The sequence below is a fragment of the Clostridium estertheticum genome, from assembly GCF_026650985.1.
Lineage (GTDB): Bacteria > Bacillota > Clostridia > Clostridiales > Clostridiaceae > Clostridium_AD > Clostridium_AD estertheticum_C.
In genome coordinates, this window is sequence record NZ_CP086239.1 from 2,618,756 (window position 1) to 2,638,670 (window position 19,915).

19 protein-coding genes are annotated in these 19,915 nt (G+C 32.1%); 9 read left to right on the forward strand and 10 right to left on the reverse strand.

Features of this window, described 5'->3' with window-relative positions:
- From LL038_RS12545 to pduA, 6 genes are read right to left on the reverse strand one after another with little or no spacing between them, the layout of a single operon-like run.
- The gene (locus LL038_RS12545; RefSeq protein WP_216120118.1) at positions 1-1,821 is read right to left on the reverse strand and encodes a diol dehydratase reactivase subunit alpha; all 1,821 of its coding nucleotides are present in this window, start codon (positions 1,819-1,821) and stop codon (positions 1-3) included.
- Between the two features lie 12 nt (positions 1,822-1,833).
- Positions 1,834-2,349 carry a diol dehydratase small subunit gene (locus LL038_RS12550; RefSeq protein ID WP_216120116.1) on the reverse strand — a complete coding sequence of 172 codons (516 nt, stop codon included), beginning with the start codon at positions 2,347-2,349 and terminating at the stop codon, positions 1,834-1,836.
- A gap of 12 nt (positions 2,350-2,361) precedes the next feature.
- Complete coding sequence (locus LL038_RS12555; RefSeq protein ID WP_216120115.1) at positions 2,362-3,030, reverse strand: propanediol/glycerol family dehydratase medium subunit; 669 nt, start codon at positions 3,028-3,030, stop codon at positions 2,362-2,364.
- A gap of 18 nt (positions 3,031-3,048) precedes the next feature.
- The gene (locus tag LL038_RS12560; protein WP_216120113.1) at positions 3,049-4,713 is read right to left on the reverse strand and encodes a propanediol/glycerol family dehydratase large subunit; all 1,665 of its coding nucleotides are present in this window, start codon (positions 4,711-4,713) and stop codon (positions 3,049-3,051) included.
- Positions 4,714-4,736: 23 nt separating this feature from the next.
- Entirely contained in the window at positions 4,737-5,609 is an 873-nt protein-coding gene (gene pduB, locus LL038_RS12565; protein ID WP_216120111.1) for a propanediol utilization microcompartment protein PduB, read from the reverse strand.
- 20 nt (positions 5,610-5,629) lie between these two features.
- Complete coding sequence (gene pduA, locus LL038_RS12570) at positions 5,630-5,917, reverse strand: propanediol utilization microcompartment protein PduA (RefSeq protein WP_071611874.1); 288 nt, start codon at positions 5,915-5,917, stop codon at positions 5,630-5,632.
- A 258-nt stretch (positions 5,918-6,175) separates the two neighbouring features.
- Between pduA and LL038_RS12575 the strand changes: the two genes are divergently transcribed.
- Entirely contained in the window at positions 6,176-7,405 is a 1,230-nt protein-coding gene (locus LL038_RS12575; protein WP_216120109.1) for a PocR ligand-binding domain-containing protein, read from the forward strand.
- Between the two features lie 3 nt (positions 7,406-7,408).
- Positions 7,409-8,146 carry a response regulator transcription factor gene (locus LL038_RS12580; protein ID WP_216120107.1) on the forward strand — a complete coding sequence of 246 codons (738 nt, stop codon included), beginning with the start codon at positions 7,409-7,411 and terminating at the stop codon, positions 8,144-8,146.
- A 73-nt stretch (positions 8,147-8,219) separates the two neighbouring features.
- On the opposite strand, the gene LL038_RS12585 is transcribed toward LL038_RS12580, so the two are convergent.
- The 4 genes from LL038_RS12585 to LL038_RS12600 form a co-directional block, all read right to left on the reverse strand.
- Positions 8,220-9,386: an aspartate aminotransferase family protein gene (locus LL038_RS12585; RefSeq protein ID WP_216120106.1), complete on the reverse strand. Its 1,167-nt coding sequence runs from the start codon at positions 9,384-9,386 to the stop codon at positions 8,220-8,222.
- Positions 9,386-10,261 carry an acetylglutamate kinase gene (gene argB, locus LL038_RS12590; protein ID WP_216120103.1) on the reverse strand — a complete coding sequence of 292 codons (876 nt, stop codon included), beginning with the start codon at positions 10,259-10,261 and terminating at the stop codon, positions 9,386-9,388. Before argB ends, LL038_RS12585 begins: the two co-directional genes overlap by 1 nt.
- Positions 10,262-10,552: 291 nt before the next feature.
- A complete protein-coding gene (locus LL038_RS12595; protein ID WP_216120102.1) occupies positions 10,553-10,966 on the reverse strand; it encodes a hypothetical protein in 414 nt (137 codons plus the stop codon).
- A 168-nt stretch (positions 10,967-11,134) separates the two neighbouring features.
- On the reverse strand, positions 11,135-14,110 hold the full coding sequence (locus tag LL038_RS12600; RefSeq protein WP_418921882.1) for a DEAD/DEAH box helicase: 2,976 nt from the start codon (positions 14,108-14,110) through the stop codon (positions 11,135-11,137).
- A 328-nt stretch (positions 14,111-14,438) separates the two neighbouring features.
- Here LL038_RS12600 and LL038_RS12605 point away from each other — a divergent pair, with 328 nt between their 5' ends.
- From LL038_RS12605 to queC, 7 genes are all read left to right on the forward strand, one after another.
- Positions 14,439-15,500, forward strand: a complete 1,062-nt coding sequence (locus LL038_RS12605; protein ID WP_216171138.1) for a 3D domain-containing protein — start codon at positions 14,439-14,441, stop codon at positions 15,498-15,500.
- A gap of 239 nt (positions 15,501-15,739) precedes the next feature.
- Complete coding sequence (locus LL038_RS12610; protein WP_216120099.1) at positions 15,740-16,750, forward strand: 2-hydroxyacyl-CoA dehydratase family protein; 1,011 nt, start codon at positions 15,740-15,742, stop codon at positions 16,748-16,750.
- Complete coding sequence (locus LL038_RS12615; protein ID WP_216120097.1) at positions 16,738-17,496, forward strand: acyl-CoA dehydratase activase; 759 nt, start codon at positions 16,738-16,740, stop codon at positions 17,494-17,496. The genes LL038_RS12610 and LL038_RS12615 overlap by 13 nt, the downstream gene beginning before the upstream one ends.
- Positions 17,497-17,517: 21 nt before the next feature.
- Positions 17,518-17,949 (forward strand): 6-carboxytetrahydropterin synthase QueD, encoded by a 432-nt coding sequence (gene queD, locus LL038_RS12620; protein ID WP_216105101.1) that lies wholly within the window; start codon positions 17,518-17,520, stop codon positions 17,947-17,949.
- A 1-nt stretch (position 17,950) separates the two neighbouring features.
- Positions 17,951-18,616: a putative 7-carboxy-7-deazaguanine synthase QueE gene (gene queE, locus LL038_RS12625; protein ID WP_216120096.1), complete on the forward strand. Its 666-nt coding sequence runs from the start codon at positions 17,951-17,953 to the stop codon at positions 18,614-18,616.
- Between the two features lie 3 nt (positions 18,617-18,619).
- Positions 18,620-19,210, forward strand: coding sequence for a GTP cyclohydrolase I (gene folE, locus LL038_RS12630; RefSeq protein WP_216120094.1), 591 nt, complete (start codon positions 18,620-18,622; stop codon positions 19,208-19,210).
- Between the two features lie 36 nt (positions 19,211-19,246).
- Entirely contained in the window at positions 19,247-19,915 is a 669-nt protein-coding gene (gene queC / locus LL038_RS12635) for a 7-cyano-7-deazaguanine synthase QueC (protein ID WP_216120092.1), read from the forward strand.

Here is a 19,915-nt window from a genome sequence, read left to right on the forward strand (position 1 = left end):
TTATATTCCTTTCAAGCTATTGTAGTAAGATATTACAAGACCTGTTGCTACTGCATTTCTAGGGCCCTCTTTTGCTCTTATATTACCGCTTCCACAAACTATGCCATAATGAGAAAGCTCATCAGATATCATCTCAGGTATTTCAAAATCAAGTGCTGATCCACCAACGAGTACTACAAACTCAATAGCGCGAAGGTTATTCCCTGGTGCTATGTCTTGAAGCGCTCTTACAACATTTGTTATAAATATCTTCTTTTTAGCTTCGCGTCTAACAATTCTTATTTTATCAATTGAATGTTTTGAATGGACTGGAACCATCTCATTTTCTTTTACAACAACGTTTCTTGCAAATATAGAAGCACTAAGCGGCTTTTGAAAAAAACAAACACTACCATCTTCATACCTTATATTAAATAAGCTTTCAACTTTCGCAAGAGGATACTTCTTGATATCCTCAGCCAGGTTATAATCATCAATTCCAAGCTCTGAGTTTATGAGCATTGTTACCATCTCTCCTGCCCCTGCATGATGAATAGATTTTACATCTCCTGTTTTACTTATAAATGCAGAGTCTGTTGATCCCCCACCTAAATCAAGTATTACCATTGGTCTGTCCGTACCTGGAGTAGTTAATGCTCCAAGAACTGCCATATTTGCTTCAACTCCACCAATAATCACCTTAATACCTGTCTCCTGCTCAAGTTTTCTTGCTATACTTTCCATAGGCAATCTACTTGTTTTAACCATTGCTGCTAGTGCGACTGCATTTTCTAAAGCAAACTCTCCTGCTATACCTCCGTTTACCTTTTGAGGTACAAACGTGTCTACTGCTAGAATATCTTGAATTTTTATTTCGCAGCTTTTTTGCTTAGTTAATTGACCCATGACCTGCTTAACTCTTTCAATCATTCCTCCAACATTTGTTCCACTCTCACCGACCACATCATTTATTGGCCAGGCATCCCTTAGCGCTTTCATTATTTTAACAGCACCTTCTTCGATGCCAACTTTTTTTTCTTGTTTTCCAAATAAAATAAGATTACCAGAAGGGATCGTTCTTTCCTTTACGTCTCCCTCTGGTGTCCTAATTACAACAGCTGATTTATTTCCAATCAGAGCCCTTGCAACAGGAATTATATGCTTTGTTTCATCTGGGGTTAAGCTAAATATTGTAGCTAAGCCATAGGGATTTGAAAGTACTGTTATGTTAGAACCTGGCGACGCTACCTCGACAGCTGCTATCATTCCCATAGGTACTTTTTCTATAAGGGAAACTTCATCAACAATCGGGATAACTTTCCTTAGCCTATTAGAAATAATAACACCATCATCTGCTTGAACAATAAGTCCATTAATTTTTACATTATTGTCAAGTGCATTATTAATTCTCATAGCAGCAGTTTCAAAATCTACTGACTTTGGAATTATACAAATTACATCTTCCATACTGTGTAAATTTACTATTTCATCAATATACACAGTCTTACCAATACCAATACCTAGCCCACCTGGTGTATCTGGATTATGTCCAATCATAGTTGACTCAGTTATTATTGTTTCTGTAATTGTTTCCATTGCTACATCACCTATTACAGGCGTTGCCTCATTGATACATATGGAATCCAATGCAGATAATTCTATATTAATCTTCTTGCATGCGTCAGTTAATGAATTTAAAATTCCAACAACGTTATCTAAAGTTCCTTTTATTCCTGTAGTTTTAGACAAACTACTAGAAACAAAATTTAGACCATTTTCAATATCCGCAATAGCTACTTCTGTTGTAGAATTACCTACATCTACACCTGCAATAAACTTCAAACCAATCACCTCTTAAACTTTTAGCCTACTTCTTTTTTCATATACATCAGCGGCTTCTCTTACTAATGTAGCATTTATTGTGGCATTATACTTATCATCAAGTTCTGTTGCAATATCTAATAACTCCTGCTTTGTAGATCTAAAAGGCCTGAGTGCACTATAAATTTCAAGAACTCTTGCATCTGGAATTATAACCATTTCAGCAGCTCTTCTTAAATTTTTACCAAACTGAACTCTTCCAACCTCATCTGCAATTTGTGCTTGATATAAAAGAACCTCTGAAGTAATTTTTATATCATCGTCTTTAACATCACCACTAAGCACACTTTTAACATCTATGTCGTCAAGCCCTTTACCATTTTTCGTTTTAATAAGTTCTTTACTCTTTATTGCTAATGGATAGTCTTTAAGTGTTAATTTTTTAGGATTACTATTACTTGCTACCTTAACTTCTTGTGTTTTGGGTTCATTGTTCATCATTTTCATAACTTCTTTTACTATTTGTTCAATATTCATATTATCATCCATATAATTCACCCCTTACTTAAATACAACTTTAAGCTGCATAGGTTTTGCATTTGGCACAACATGCTGTGTTTCCTTGATATGAAGAACTGCTGCTTTTGCTTGATATTTAGGCCTTGCCATCTGATCATTTAATGTAGGAACAGGATCTGGTGACTCACCTTTTGCATATTTAGCAGCATTTTTCCCAATTGCTCTAAAAGTCTCTCTTGTAATTAATGGAGCTTGTGGGAAAAGTTCAAGATTTTCTAGCATCTCAAGGTCTTTTTGATGAATAACAGTTGTTCCTTTTGACTGAATGCCAATACCAATTCCTGAGCCGCTTAAAACTGCTGCATCATGAGCCATAAAACAAACATCCGATGTACGAGTTACTCTAATAACTCTTGAAGTAACACCTTCTTCTTCAATTCCTGCCATAAGTTCACTAAGTACTTCATTGTGTGGAATATCAACAATAGTTTTTGTCTGATAAATTCCAAATGCAGGAGCTACTGCTATAACAACTTCATCACTTCTTGTTCCCGGTTTTGCAACTCCTACTTCAATAAGCTCTAATTTCGAATTCGTTGTATCTACTTTATTATTTGTTGTACCCTCAAGCGAATTGCCTTGTGATTGTAATTTTTTAACAACTTCATTGGTTATAATTTTGATTAATTCTTCATTAGACATTACATTCATATCACATCACTCCTCTAACTACATTTTATTAGGATCAAGAGCCTGATTAATGTTTTTGATTTCATCCCATCTTGCTCCCTCAAGCCTATACCCAGTTCCTGGTCCCATATAATCATTAGGATCATTTACTGCGGTAATTACATTGAATTTATCGTCAAAAATAGATGAGGTATGCAAATAATCTCCAGCAATTCTTTGTTTAACCAAATTTAGAACTCTCTCTGCAATATCTTCATTACCACTCTTCGAAAGAGCTTTAACTACTTCAAGAACTGTAATTCCATTTTTAAGTATACTTTGAGCAGCCTTTAAATCTTCTACAACATTTCGGTTTGGAACATCCTTACTTCCATGTGCATATGTTACGGCCTCAACTTCTTCATCAGTTATTTGTGGTAATCCCATTTCTTTAAATACTCCTTGAAGCACTTTAGCAGCCTTATTTCTAACAGCAATTGCATCTGCTTCTTTTACTGGTTTGAGCCCTCCATCAACCTTTAAATCTCTTTGAAGTACAAGGTAGTCATCATAATCATCAACATCAAAGTTAGAACCTGCAAACATATTATCATAATTAGGAACTCCACCGTATCCTGAGAATATAAAGTCTGTTCCAGGAAGGAATTGCATCATAGTTCTTGCAGTTTTTCTTATATCTGAATGTGTGAATGTTTGATCATTTCCTGAACAAACTTCCATGTCAAGCATTGAAGTTATTAGGTTTTCCGCAAGTACGGCTCTTATTCCACCTGAAACAGCTGCTGGTATACCAATGCAACTTATAGAACCATTTTGTAATCCTTGAACTCCAGCACCTTTTGTGATCATTATGCATCTTGCTTCAAGATAAAGCATTGACTTACCTTCAGCATAGCCCATTAAAACCTCTGAACCAGTACCAGATGTGAATCTCATTTTAAGACCACGTGATGCATATGCAGATGCAAGGAAAGCCTTTGACCAAGGAGTATCATCTCCATCAGTAAATACTTGCTCTGTACCATAAACCGATATAGTCTCTGCGTATGCTGTATAACCAAGCATTCCAAGTTTAAGTTCTGTTGCTTCTTCAAGAGCACATTGAGTTAATATTCCACCTCTTCCTACTTGTGCTCCAATTAGTAATCCAAGTGCATTAAACGGTGCATATCTTGTTACAGCAACTGTAGTTTCCATTTCATCAAAACCTCTTAAAGCTGCTTCTGCAGCATCAGCCGCAATCAAAATTGGATTATCTTTTACATTTGTAATATGGCATTGATTAGATGGTGTTTTTCTAGCTCTCATTTTTTGCAGTGCCATCATCATTTCAACAACATTTAAATGATCTACAACTTCAACTAGTTTTGCTGGTGTAATTGATGTAGCAATAGTTACAATTTTTGCTCTAGGAACATTTATATCTGTAAGCATCCTAGCAATTTCAAGTGAACTGATTGCCATTGATTTTTCTGCATCGTCTAGGTTTATAGCATGATCTGCAAGGAAAATATCTATAAAATCAAAATCAGCTCTTTTCTTTCCATCCATTTCATATATTTTACCGTTTTCAATTTTTAAGCTAGATTTAGGGTCATTGGGACCATCCATTGCAATAAGACCTACATCTGGCCAATCTTGTACAAACCCATCTTTATTAACTTCTCTTTTTTCTAACGCTTCAAATCTTTTTGACCTTTTCATAATATCAACCCTCCATCCTTAATTTAAATGTACGGTTCGGTAGTTGAAGTTGGTTCATCACCTAACGCATTTAAAAGTTTCTTTCCTACTTCTCTTCCTGCGATTACCGCTTGTCTTACTGCTCCTGAATCTCCAGTTATTGCAAGTATAACTTCGTTTGAATGTGATGTGCCTTTAGATGGACTTGAATACGCAACTATTTCTACATTTGCAGTTTTAACAGCAGTATCCGCCATCATTACTCCAATTGCTGCCGGCGCCCCAATAACTAATCCAAAAGCCTTTCCAACAGGTGCTCCAAAAGCTTTTTCTATAGCCAAACTTGCTCTTGCACTATACTGCATTTCAAGATGTCCTGCATCATTACCATAAACATCACCAAAAGTTCTAGGAAGTTCTTTTAATGTAACTTCAACTGCACGCCTTGCATCTGATACATCCTCTGCTCCAAATATTATAAGGCAACCATGACCAGCCCCACCTTTTGTATCTCTTGGAAGTTCAATTGAAACGATTTCAGTGTTGGTAGCTTTAACTGCCTCATCAGCAGCCATTATTTGTGGACCTGCTCCGGTTCTTGCTCCTATAATACCTATTGAATGGAATTTTTTATCAATTCCCATAGCTTCATGAAGTGCTGAATCTATGTTTGCAATAACTAAACCAATTGTATCTCCAATACCTGTTCCAACAAATTCGGTTAATCCTGGTGCCTGCATAAATTTCCCCTCCTTTTTAACTTCTTTAACCTCTATAACTTCATTTTTAACTTTACTTTCATTTTCACATTTTGCAATTTCTTTAACTGCCACCTCTACGTCATTTGCTTTTATTTCTCCGCTAGCAATTTTACGTCTAACCTCTTCGTAAACCTTTTCAATTAGCTGTGTATTCATTTACATCAACCTCTCACTATTTATTCTGAAACTGGATATTTAGGTAATATTCTTTCAACATCAGTGTGAGGTCTTGGAATTACATGAACAGATACAACTTCTCCAACTCTCTTTGCAGCTGCGGCACCGGCATCAGTAGCGGCTTTAACAGCACCAACATCTCCCCTAACCATAACAGTAACTAATCCTGAGCCTATTTTCTCATAACCTATAAGAACTACATTTGCAGCTTTAACCATTGAATCTGCCGCTTCTATTGCACCAATCAAACCTTTTGTTTCTATCATTCCTAATGATTCTTGTCCCATAAAAACACCTCCATTTATTTTACATCTTCATTATACCGAATTTTCACACTTTTCGATGTCAATATATTGCTCTATTTAAGTATAATATTGATTTTATAAAAAGAAATTATTTTGACATTTGTAGGTATTATTATTACTATATAGTTAGTGCAAATATATTTTCATTATATTAAATATAGTGTATTTATATTACAATTAATGGTAATATATTTACTATATAGTTAATGTTATTAAAACTTATTGTAAAGGAGGAGTATTATGGCAATGAATCCTAAATATAAGCTCAAAGAAATTATTGACGTATCCTCACTTAAAGATATTCAAGATAAATTTGCAAAAATAGTTGGACTCTCAACTGTAACAGTTGATGGAGATGGAACACCTGTTGTAACCGCCAGCTATTTTACTAAATGGTGCAGTTTAATTAGAAGCAGTGCAGAAGGATATAGCCGTTGTAAACATTGTGATTCAGTTGGTGGAACAATGGCAATGGAGGCCGGTAAGCCTATTATTTATAACTGCCACACTGGTCTCATTGATTTTGCGGCTCCGATAATTGTAAACGGTAATTATCTTGGATCTATGTTATGTGGGCAAGTAACAAGTACAGGCTTTAAAAACAAAACAATTGTAGATGTTAAGAGATTATCTAGTGAGCTTAATATATCTGAGGATGATCTAAATGATGCATTAAATGAAGTTCCGCAGGTTGATTATGAAAAGATTCTGGTATCTGCTGATTATCTTTTTCTTTTCTCTAATTTCATCGCTAAAATGGGAATAGCAACAATTACAAAATCAGAACTATTGGACGAAACTAAAGAAAAAATGAAACTTACAGAACTCCTTAAAAATATGGAAATTAAAGCGCTTCAGGCTCAAATTAATCCTCATTTTCTATATAATACTCTAAATACCATTGCAAGAATGGCTTTAATAGAAGGTGCCCCCGATACTGAAAATCTCATTTATGCAATTTCTGACCTATTAAGATACAGTCTTAAGAATTCAAATAACATGGTTACAATAGATTCTGAAATAACTAATATTAAAAAGTATTTTTATATTCAAAAAACTCGATTTGGTGATAGGTTTGATTACAAATTAGATATTGATCCTTCAATACTCAACTTTAAAATTCCTGTAATGACTCTTCAACCATTAGTCGAGAACTCAATAATTCATGGTCTTAAAAATATGACGATAAATGGTAAAGTTAAAATAATAGGTAAAAATTTTAATAATAGTTATCTCACACTTGAAGTTTTTGATAATGGCATTGGTATTGATGAAGACAGACTTAAAACAATTTTTGCAGTTGAAAATTCTTATGAGAACCTTACTGGTCTAGGAATTAAAAATGTAGACGACAGGATTAAACACTTCTTTGGGTCTAAATATGGTATCGACCTTAAATCGACTAAAGAATGTGGAACTACTGCTACAATAAAGGTTCCTTGTATTAAATTAAATAAAAGGGAGGAGTAACTAATGCACAATTTACTAATAGTTGAAGATGAAAATATTGAAAGACGAGCGCTTAGATACATCATTGAAGATAAACTAAGTTGTATTAATATTTGTGGTGAAGCTAAGAGTGGCTTAGAAGCTATTGAAATGGCTAAAACAAGTACCCCTGATATTATTTTAATGGATGTAGAAATGCCTGAACTTAACGGACTTGAGGCTCAAAAAGAGATAATTAAATTTTTGCCAAATGTACACACAATCATTCTATCTGCTTATGATGATTTTGCTTTTACTCAAAGTGCAATTAGAATAAAAGTAATCGATTACCTATTGAAACCCATAAGACCTAACGATTTAATTGAATCTATTAATAGGAGTATATCTTTAATAAATACTCAAAACGATAGAGTCATAAGCGATAACCAAGATGATACGCTAATTAAAGAAGCTATGAATTATATTGATGAACATTATAATACATATATAAGTCTTCAATCAATTGCAGCTTATGTTCATCTTAACCCACAATATTTCAGCAGATACTTTAAAAGTAAAATTGGTATTAACTTTATTAATTATTTATCTTCCTTTAGAGTAATAAAAGCAAAAGACTTGCTCCTAAATACAGATAAAAACATTACGGAAATATCACAAAATGTTGGATATGTTGATTCAAGTTATTTCAGTAAAGTTTTTTTAAAAAGTGTTGGAATGTCCCCCAATCACTTTAGGTGTCAAAACAAGAAACAACATTTCTAAAGATAAAAGCTACATAACTAATTCGTTATGCAGCTTTTATCCATTTACTTTATTTTTATAGTAAACTCACACATTAAATTTCCGAAATTACTCTTTCAAGAATATCTAATGCTTCATCAATCTCTCCCTTTGTTACATTAAGTGGAGGAAGTAATCTTACCACGCTATTCCCAGCCGCAATTACAAGCAATTTGTTGTCAAAACACGACTTACAAAATTTCTTTGTATCTGTCTTCATTTTTATGCCAACCAATAGACCTATACCTTTTATTTCATCTATTACACCATATTTCTCTTTTATTTTAAGTAATCGTTCTTTCATATATGCACTTTTGTCGTCAATTTTTTCTATAACTCCACCATCAAGAAGTTCTGTTAAAACAGCCTCACCAACAGCGCATGCAAGTGGATTTCCACCAAACGTGCTTCCATGATCACCTGGTACAAATGCCGCTGACGCTTTAACATTTGTAATAGTTGCCCCTATCGGAAAACCGCCACCAAGTGCTTTTGCAATACATATAACATCAGGAATAACTGAAAATTTCTTATAAGCAAAAAGACTTCCAAGGCGTCCCATACCGCATTGTACTTCATCAAAAATTAATAGAGCATCATATTTATCACACAAATCTCTTGCTGCTTTTAAGAACTCTATTGTTGCAATATTTATTCCGCCTTCTCCTTGAATCGGTTCTACTATTACAGCGCATACTTTATCATTAAAATTCTTTTTTAACTCTTCTACATCATTAAATTTTACCTTTTGTGTACCTCCAATTAATGGACGGAAATCTTTTTGATATTTTTCCTGACCAGTAACTGATAATGAACCCATAGTTCTACCATGAAAGGACTCGTCCATATATATAAGTACATTTTTATCTTTAGTTGTTTTTAATGCTCCATATTTTCTCGCTATCTTGAGCGCTGCTTCTATGGCTTCTGTACCACTGTTACAAAAAAACACTTTATCGTGATCACAGTTATCTATTAGTTTTTTTGCAAGTAACTTATGCGGTGTATTCCAATAATAATTAGAACTCTGCATTAGCTTACTACTTTGCGTAGTTATTGCATTTATTATAGCAGGATGGCTATGTCCAAGACAATTCACTGCAACTCCTGATACAAAATCCACATATTCTTGACCCACTGAATCATAAATTTTACATCCAAGGCCTTTTTCAAAAGTAACATCGTATCTTCCATAAGTATTCATTACACAATTTTCTTCCATTATATTACCCCTTTTGCTGTTATAATTTTAGTTCCACTATCCTTAATTATATTTAATAATAAACCATGTTTTTTTCTTCCATCTACTAAATGAACATTCTTAGCTCCCTTATTAATTGCAGCAACGCAACATTCTAGCTTTGGAATCATTCCACCATAAATCATACCCTTATTTATAAACTCTTTAGTTTGTGCAACCGTTATTGATGATAAAAGCGTTGTTGGGTCAGTTATATCTGTATATACACCATCTATATCTGTCATAATTAATAACTTTTCAGCTTTAAGTACTCCACTTATAGCAGCTGCAGCATAATCCGCATTTATATTGTAACTATAACCATTGCAGCCTACACCTACTGGAGAAATAACTGGTATATACTTGTTTTTAAGCAAAGTAAGTAATACTTTTGTATTGATGTTTGCAACCTCTCCAACAAAACCTATATCAATTTTTTTGTCATCATCAAAAATATACTTCTTTTTAGCTTGAATCAAATTGCTGTCTCTACCACTTATACCTATAGCATTTAGTCCTCTAAGACTTAAGATTGATGATAATCTTTTATTAACATTGCCTGATAATACCATCTCTACAATTTCCATAGTATCCTTACTTGTAACTCTTAATCCTTTTATAAACTTGTTTTCACCACCGCTTTTCTTTACCCACTTGCTAATCAAAGGACCTCCACCATGTACAATAACAACTTTTATGCCTGCTTTTGTCATAAGCTCAATATCTTCTACAAAAGCTTCCTTAGCAACATCATTACTCATTATACTTCCACCATATTTTATCACAAAGGTCTTACCCTCATATTTACTCATTTGCAAAAAATCTTTTTTATTTGATTCATTATTTAATATATCCATTATAACCTCCAAACCTAATACTTATTTTTTACTAATTATATAACTGTTTAACCATTTGAATAATTATACATCAATTTGAATAATTATTCAACATATTGTTTGTTTTTTTTGTAATTTTATTATGTTTATTAATTAATACTATATTTATAGGCAATTGCACTATTTTCCTTGCATAATTATGCAATAAGACAACAAGGTGCCACCCACGTGGCAAGTGGCAAAAGTGACAAGCTAATATAAATAAAAAACCATAACAAGATTTAAATTTTAATCTTGCTACAGTCCTAATTGTTATTCCACTTGAGTTATTAGTTTTCTCATAATATCCTTTAATTTAAGATCATTTATATCTTCTGGAGCTATAATTATAACAAGCCTTATGCCATCGTCTGATTTATCCCATTTATAGGCTTTGATGTCTAGTACTGCGCCATCTGGTACATACTCTTCAATGTCCATTGCAATTTCTTCTGCAAGCGATAGATATTCTTCAAATAATTCATCTTCTGTTAAATCCTTTAAATTATTTTCGTCTTCCAGTAAATCATTCAAGGTATTAATAGCTACACTTAGATTAAAAGCTAATATATCCTCTCTCTTTGAACCCTTACTCATATCTTTAAGCACTTTAAATTCTGTATTTTTCTCGATTGTATCTTTTATATCTTTACTCTCTACAATCGTACTATTAAATTCTACGTACATATTTTCATCTCCTATTGGTGCCACCCACGTGACAAGTGGCATCTTATACTATTTTATTACGAGAAATCAGCTTACTTATAGTTGAAGGTGCTAAACTTAAGTATTCTGCTATTTCTTTTATATTTCTTGCTTTATTATATCATAATCATTGTCATATGGGAGGCAACTTTAAATCATGAGTATCTGCAAAAGCTCTTCTTTTGTAAGTTTCCCCAGAACATCACTATTCGTAAGTTCCCCTGTAATTACACTATCAATTAGATCTTTTTTGTTTTCTTGAAGTAGAATGATTTTTTCTTCAACAGTACCTTTAGCAACTAATTTAATTACTTCAACTACATTTTTTTGACCAATTCTATGAGCCCTATCTGTGGCTTGATTCTCAACTGCTGGATTCCACCAAGGGTCAAAATGGATCACTAAATTTGCTGATGTTAAGTTAAGGCCCGTTCCCCCTGCCTTTAGTGATATTAAAAATACGAATGTTTGACAACTTTTATTAAATTCATCTACCATCTTAATTCTATCCTTAGGTTTAGTTTTTCCATCTAGATAATAATATGATATCCCTTTTTCTTTTAAATTTTCTCCTATATTTTTAAGCGCAGATGTAAATTGAGAAAACAATAATATTTTTCCACCGCCATCCACATGTTTTTGAATAAGTTCTGTTGCAATGTTTATCTTTCCACTTCCGCCCTTATATCCTTCTATCACAAGTGATGGGTCTAAACATATTTGTCTGAGCCTTGTTAAATAAGAAAAGACCTCTATTTTCCCATCAGTATTGTTTTTCATTTTATCCCTGACAGCTTTGATATAGGCTTTATATACAGCCTTTTGAGATGTAGTCATCTCAACTAGAAATTTCTTTTCTATTTTATCTGGCAATTCTCTAAGCACTTCATTTTTAGTTCTTCTTAATAAAAAAGGTTTAATAAGTGATTTTAGTTCTCCTAAATCAACCTTTTTTCCAGAAATAAATTTAAGTTCAAAAGTTTCTTTGGAATATAAATAGTTTGGCATTACAAAATCAAAAATAGACCAAAGTTCAAACAAATTATTTTCAATAGGAGTGCCAGTTAAAGCATATCTTACTTTAGCTTTAACTTCTTTAATAACTTTTGTGTTTTGTGATAAATAATTTTTTATATTTTGCGCTTCATCTATAATACAATAATCAAAAACAATATTATCATATTGATTTAAGTCCATTTTTAAAGTTCCATAGGTCGTGAGTATTATATCATAATCCTCTAAATTATGAATTAACTCATGCCTTCCTTTTTTTTCTCCATGTACAATTGCAACTTTTAGACTAGGAGCAAATTTTTCAAATTCCGCCTTCCAATTATAAATAAGGGAAGTTGGACTAATTATAATAGATTTTTTATTTTCAAAGGATAAAAGAAAAGCTATGGTCTGAACAGTTTTCCCAAGTCCCATTTCATCTGCTAGTATCCCGCCAAGTCCCAAAGCGCTCAGGCTTTTAAGCCATTTGAAACCATTAATTTGATATTCCCGAAGCGTAGCCTTTAAGTTCACAGGAACGTTTATATCCATTTTATTTATATTATCATAGATGTTTTCTATATCCTTTAGAACTTCGCGACCCTTAATAAATTCAAATTTCTTATTTTTTAGTTTATTTTCTAAATATAACGCCTTATTTTTTTCTATTTTTATTGAGCCATTTTCTAGTAAGTCATCAGCACTTAATACTAATATTAGATCAAAAAAACTCTTAACCGTCTCATCTTCAAAGTCCAAAAAATTATTGTTTTTAGTTTTATAAAATCTATTATTTTGTTTAAATGAATCGATCACAGCTTTTAATTCATTATCGTAAATATTGTCTATACTATAAGAAAAATCATAGTAATCATCCATTTCCTTAATCTCTGCTTTTATATTCTTTGCATTTTGTATTTTCATACGCTTAAGTCCATTTCCAAAAGTAACATTTCCAAGGGAGTAAAGATTGTTTTTACTCTTATTTAAAATATCAAACAGCTGCTCATCTGACCCTATAAAAAGTAGCCTCTCATTTCTTTTTATAAATCTATATTTCTCCAGTTCCATAAGGATTTTGTCCTCAAATTTGTAATCACGTGTATTTGTTTTATGCTCACGTGACATACTATCTTTACTCCTATCATTCTTTAATATATTAATTTTCTCATTGCCATAAACTACCAATAAATCACAATAAATATGACTATCTACCTCATACAAATAAAATTCTACTTTTATAAAGTTTGCTGCAAATTTTTTGACTTCTTCACTAATATTTACATCACTTGAAATAGTACCTAGAAAAGATATAATTTTATTATAGTTAGTTATATCTCCACCATATAAAATTTCACGATTTTTTCTTAACCTTTCACAAATAAGAATATACCTTTGTACTTGACACCTTGATGGTAAGTACAGCTTCCAATTAAATAAATATACATCATTTTTACCATTTAATGATATTGGGAATTGCTTATGCGTAGTTAAAACAAAATGCTTTTCTCTCATCTTTAACGTAAATGTTAGAGGTAGATCCTGCTTTACAATTGGTGCTTCAAATTCAAAGCCATCATAATTTAATCTAACTTTTTTATAATTAAGCCCTTCCAGAAAACCTCTTAAGTAATTTGCCTCGATTTTTGTTTTTTCCATACCTATTTGATGTTGGGCCTCATAATAAATTGAACCTTTCTCTACTTTTCTATTTAACTTTATAATATTACTTATTTGCTTCTTACTAGTATCATTCTCCCTTATCTTATCTGATTTTTCATCTTTCTCTGATTTTTCAGAATTGCCCTTTGTATATATATTCAAAAAACTATATGCTGTAGCTGTTAAATGACTACACATAAATGAATGACCTACAATAGAGACCTCTTTGAAATCATCACAGGTACATCTTATACTCTCTAATTTCATCTTAGCTAAATCTATTGTTATATGTGTGTTTAATTCTTTTGATTTAGTATCATTATTGACCTTTCCATAAATATGATACATATTATTTATCTTTTTTCCTTTGATTTTACTAACTAATCCCTCATTAAAAGCCTTCTTACCTTGGCTTCTCATACTCTCTGAAGATGATTTGAATATTATACTTTGTAACTCCATTAACTTCACGTCTTAATCACCTCCAAATTAATAATACCTCTAAAATTACATAAATTAAACGAACTAAGCTTTTATATGCTATAATAATTATATCACTTAAGGGAAAGCTGGGTAAGAAATCGTTATCATTTGCATGTTTTTAATAAACGTGTTACAATACTGTTACAATAATTTACCAATACATTTATTGGTATAAGTATACATGACTCCCCTACTTCTCATGCATTTTATGAGAGCGCTCTTAATTGTAATATACCTAAGAGTACTGTAGACCTAAGTGGTTAGGCATCTGTAATAATAAGCCCTTGATGCCTTATACTGAAATTAATAATAGGAGATGATTTTTATATTTAGATTTATGGAAGGTAGACGAATAAAATTTGTAATTGGCTTCATACTGGTGGCACTAATTACAACTTCAACTATTTTTGTATGCTTCATTAGAAAAAACATTACAGTAGTTATAGACGGTAAATCAACTAATATAGTAACTTATCAAAAGACATTTGGTAACGCCCTAAAAAAATCAGGTATAAGCATAGACGTAAAAGATAAAATTGATAAGGCTTTGAATTCAAAAATACAAAACAACGGTGTTATAACTATAACCCGTGCTATAAACGTTAACGTCTTTGTGGATAATAAGAAACTTAATGTTAAATCCGCTGAAAAAGATGTTGCTTTAATGTTAAAGGCACAACAAATAACCATTAGCCCTACTGATAAAATTTCACCCTCAAAAGAAACTAAATTATCGAGTGGCCTAGGCATAACAATAACTAGGGTTAATTCAAAAACAATAAATCAGTCAAAACCTGTTGATTTTAAAACCGTTATTAAAGAAAATGATAGTATCTTAAAATCCGAAAGAACAGTTTCACAAAATGGAGTTAATGGTTTGAAAAGCATTACATTAAATGTAACTTATGAAAACGGAAAAGAAGTAGCTAGAAAAATTGTTAAAGAAACGTTAGTTACACAGCCTAAAGATAAAATTATAGTTCAGGGTACTATGCCAGCAGTATCTGTTTCAAGAGGATCCTCAATTTCAAGAGAATCTGAGGCTGCAAAAGCAACCCCAATTGCTTCCAAAAGCAATTCATATAGTAAAACTTTTTCTGTAAAAACTACCGCTTACTGGGGTTCTGAAGGAGCTAATAACACTTATACTGCCTCAGGACAAAAGGCTGTCAGAAATTCAAGTGGATATAGCACCGTAGCTGTAGATCCAAGTGTCATACCTCTGGGAACAAAATTATATATAGAGGGTTATGGAAATGCTATCGCAGCTGATACAGGTTCAGCAATAAAAGGAAATTTTATAGATTTATTCTTTAATACTGAAGGTGAATGCGGTGATTGGGGTGTACAATACCTGACAGTGCACATACTAAACTAAATATTTATATACTTAATTATACAAAAGCTGCTACAGATATTATTTCTGCGGCAGTTTTTATTTTTTGAGTCAATTTGACATAGCAATTAAAATATAGTAAACTTTATTAATATAAAACTTAAATAAGACAGTTCTAAACCATCCTGTCTATAAACAAAACTAGGACGTAACTACCGTTTTAGGTAGTTTTTTTGTTTAGTATTAGATGGTTCTTTTGTTACTTTTTAGGAGGAATCACAATGAAAAAAATAGGCTTAACAACTACTGTTCCAGTAGAAATTCTAATTGCAGCAGGTTATACACCTGTCGATTTAAACAATATTTTTATAACCTCAGATGACTATTTGAAATATATAGACATTGCTGAAAGAGATGGCTTCCCTAGGAGTTTGTGTACCTGGATAAAGGGTATTTATGGAGCCTGTTTACAAAATGACATAAAAGAAATAGTTGGAGTTGTTGAGGGCGATTGTTCTAACACAAAAGCTCTAATTGAAGTACTAGAACTACGAGGAATAAAAGTTTATCCATTTTCCTTTCCTAATAGTCACAAGTTAGAGGATGTAGAACACGAAATAAAAAAATTTATGGATGTCTTTAATGTAACAATAAAAGAAGTTGAAATAGTTAAGAACCGCCTAAATAAAACTCGCTCCTTGGTCAAAGAAATTGATGAATTAACCTATATAGATAATAGAGCAACAGGCTTTGAAAATCATCTTTATCAAGTGAGTTCAAGTGATTTTAATTGTAATGTAGATGCTTTTGACGTTGATTTAAAAAAAATTATTTGTGAAATTAAAAATCGAAAACCAGTAATTAGAAAACTTCGCCTTGGCTATATTGGTGTACCCCCTATGACTCCAGATATCTACGCATTTGTTGAAAATCTTAATGCTAGTTTTGTATACAATGAGGTTCAAAGAGAATTTGCTTTTCCAAGAGCTACTAACGCCATTGATATATATCATCAATATTATGATTATACTTATCCTTATGATACGAATTTTAGGATTGTAGAGATTCAAAAACAAATAGACAATCGTAAATTAGACGGAATTATTCACTACACTCAAGCATTTTGCTATAGGGCAGTTGCAGATATAGTTTTAAAAGAGAAATTAAATATTCCCATATTAAATATTGAAGGCGACAAATTAAACGTCTTAGACGCAAGAACAAAGCTTAGGTTAGAAGCCTTCCTTGATATGTTACTAGATTTGAAGGAGGCTAAGGAATGCGAGTACTAGGTATAGATCTTGGAAGCCGCGAGGTTAAAATAGTTTTAATGGAAGACAATAAGATAATACAAAAAAAGAAAGTAAGCACAATGAGTTTTTACAGGAATTATTGTAACTTTGATGGTAAAATTATTGTTGATTTAGAAAAACTTGATATTAGCCATATTGATAAAGCAGTTTCTACAGGTTATGGTAAAAACAACACTGATTTATTACTATTCTCACCAATAAATGAGATAAAAGCTCATGTATATGGAGGATTTTATCAAACAGGTTTAAATGATTTTATACTTTTGGATATAGGTGGTCAAGATGTTAAAATTGTAAAAGTAGAAAAAGGTATCACAACAGACCTAGAACTTAATGAAAAATGCGCTGCATCTTGTGGTAGATATTTAGAAAATATGGCAAGTGTTCTGGAAGTATCACTTGGCGAGATGAGTAAACATTATGAAAATGCTATAGAACTTAATTCGACTTGCGCAGTATTTTCTGAATCAGAATTAATTGGTAAAATAGCCGAAGGTGTAAGTATAGAAAGTTTGTGCTCTAGCGTTAATTACTCCCTATACAAAAGGCTCCTACCATTACTTAGTAAATTTCGCGGTAAAAAATTAATCTTAACAGGTGGTGTTGCAAGTAATATTGCAATTAGAAAATATTTAAGTAACAATTACGACGAAATAGTATCTATCGAAGATCCTCAATTTAATGGGGCCATTGGATGTTGTTATTACGGGAGTAAATTTTTATAAATTTTAGGAGGAATACCCCATATGTATATTTTGAAATCAGAACATAGCTTTGATAGTGCGCATTTTCTTTCTGGATATGAAGGAAAGTGTGCAAATATTCATGGACATAGATGGAAGGTTGAAGTCGAAGTACAATCAGAAACCTTAACAAAAGGCGGTCAATTAGAAGGTATGGTAATAGATTTTGGTGATTTAAAAAGAGATGTTAAATCCATGGCTGACTCCTATGACCATGCTCTAATTGTGCAAATAGGAAGCATGAGAGATGAGACCTTAAATTGTATAAATCAGGACGGATTTAAAGTGATACTTGTTGATTTTAGAACAACAGCCGAAAACTTTGCAAAATTTTTCTTTAAACAAATGAAAGATAAAGGATATAATGTAAAACGAACTACCGTTTATGAAACACCTAATAATAGCGCATCATATGAAGAAAGCGAGGCACATTAAATTGGAATATAAAGTAGTTGAAAAGTTTATAAGTGTTAACGGAGAAGGTCCACTATCAGGTCAACTTGTAGTATTTATAAGATTTGCAGGTTGCAACCTTAATTGTAGCTACTGTGATACCACTTGGGCTAATGAGAAAGATGCCAGTTATAACCTTATGACACCTGATGATATCTATGAATATATAAAATCTACCCAAATTCGAAATGTAACCTTAACTGGTGGTGAACCTCTATTACAAAAAGGAATTATAGAGCTCTTAAATGTTTTGTGTTCCGATGACTCCATTCATATTGAAATTGAGACTAATGGTAGTATTAATTTAAGTAAGTTTGCGAATATAGAAAACCCACCAAGCTTTAATATGGATTATAAACTACCATCAAGTAATATGGAAGGGCCGATGGATTTAAATAACTTTACTTATTTAACTTATAAAGATACAGTTAAATTTGTGGCTAGTAGTATTGAAGATTTACAAAAATCCAAATGTATAATAGATAAATATGCACTAACAAATAAAACAAATGTGTATATTAGTCCAGTATTTGGACAAATTGACCTAGAAGATATTGTAGAATTTATGAAAAGTAATAAAATGAATGGTGTTAATCTTCAAGTTCAACTTCATAAAATCATTTGGGATCCAAATAAGAGAGGTGTATAAATTATGGCAATTGATACAAAAGCAATTGAGAAACATATAAGAGGCATTTTAATAGCATTAGGTGATGACCCAACCCGTGAAGGACTTATAGACACCCCTAAGCGTGTAGCTAAAATGTACGAAGAAGTATTTGCTGGCATGTGTTACAGCAATGCTGAAATTGCTAAAATGTTTAATACAACATTTGTTGATGATCTAATAGTTAATGATGATTCTCGTGATATAGTTATAATGAAAGATATACAAATTTTTAGTCATTGTGAACACCATTTGGCGCTTATGTATGATATGAAAGTTTCAGTTGCTTATGTTCCTAATAAAAAGATTATTGGTCTAAGTAAAATAGCAAGAATAGCTGATATGGTAGGCCGAAGACTTCAACTTCAAGAAAGAATAGGAACAGATATTGCAGAGATTATGCAAATAGTAACAAACTCTGCGGACATCGCTGTTATTATAGAAGGTGAACATGCCTGCATGACTACTCGTGGAATAAAAAAACCAGGTACTAAAACAATGTCCACTACTTTTAGAGGAAGATTTAATACTGACGTAATTTTAAACAATAAATTAATGATGCTTTATAATAAATAAGTAAAATTTAAACAAATTAAAAGGAGCGTGTAGATTATGAATAGAGAAAAAGCAGTAGTAGTATTCAGTGGCGGACAAGATAGCACAACTTGTTTATTTTGGGCATTAAAAAAATATAAGGAAGTTATAGCTGTGTCTTTTGATTATGGCCAAAAACATATATTAGAACTTGATTGTGCAAAAACTATATGTAAGGAGCATGACGTTGAGTTTCATGTTTTAGACTTAAATTTACTTAACCAGTTAGCACCGAATTCCTTAACAAGAAAAGACATGAAAGTGGACACGTCAGCCCCAAAAGGCAGTGTTCCTAATTCCTTTGTAGATGGACGCAACTTATTATTTTTAACATTTGTAGCCGTATTTGCTAAGCAAAGAGGTATAAGTAATATTATAACCGGTGTATCTCAAAGTGATTTTAGTGGATACCCAGATTGCAGAGATGTGTTTATTAAGTCATTAAATGTTACCTTAAATTTAGCCATGGGTTATGATTTTGTAATCGAAACACCTTTGATGTGGATTAACAAAGCAGAAACTTGGAAAATGGCTTATGATTTAGGTGTGCTTGATGTAGTTAAAGAGCAAACATTAACTTGTTATAATGGTATAAAAGGTAATGGTTGTGGAGACTGCCCTTCTTGTAAATTAAGAAAAAAGGGTTATATAGAATTCAAAGAAAAATATTTAGTACAAAAAGAATAA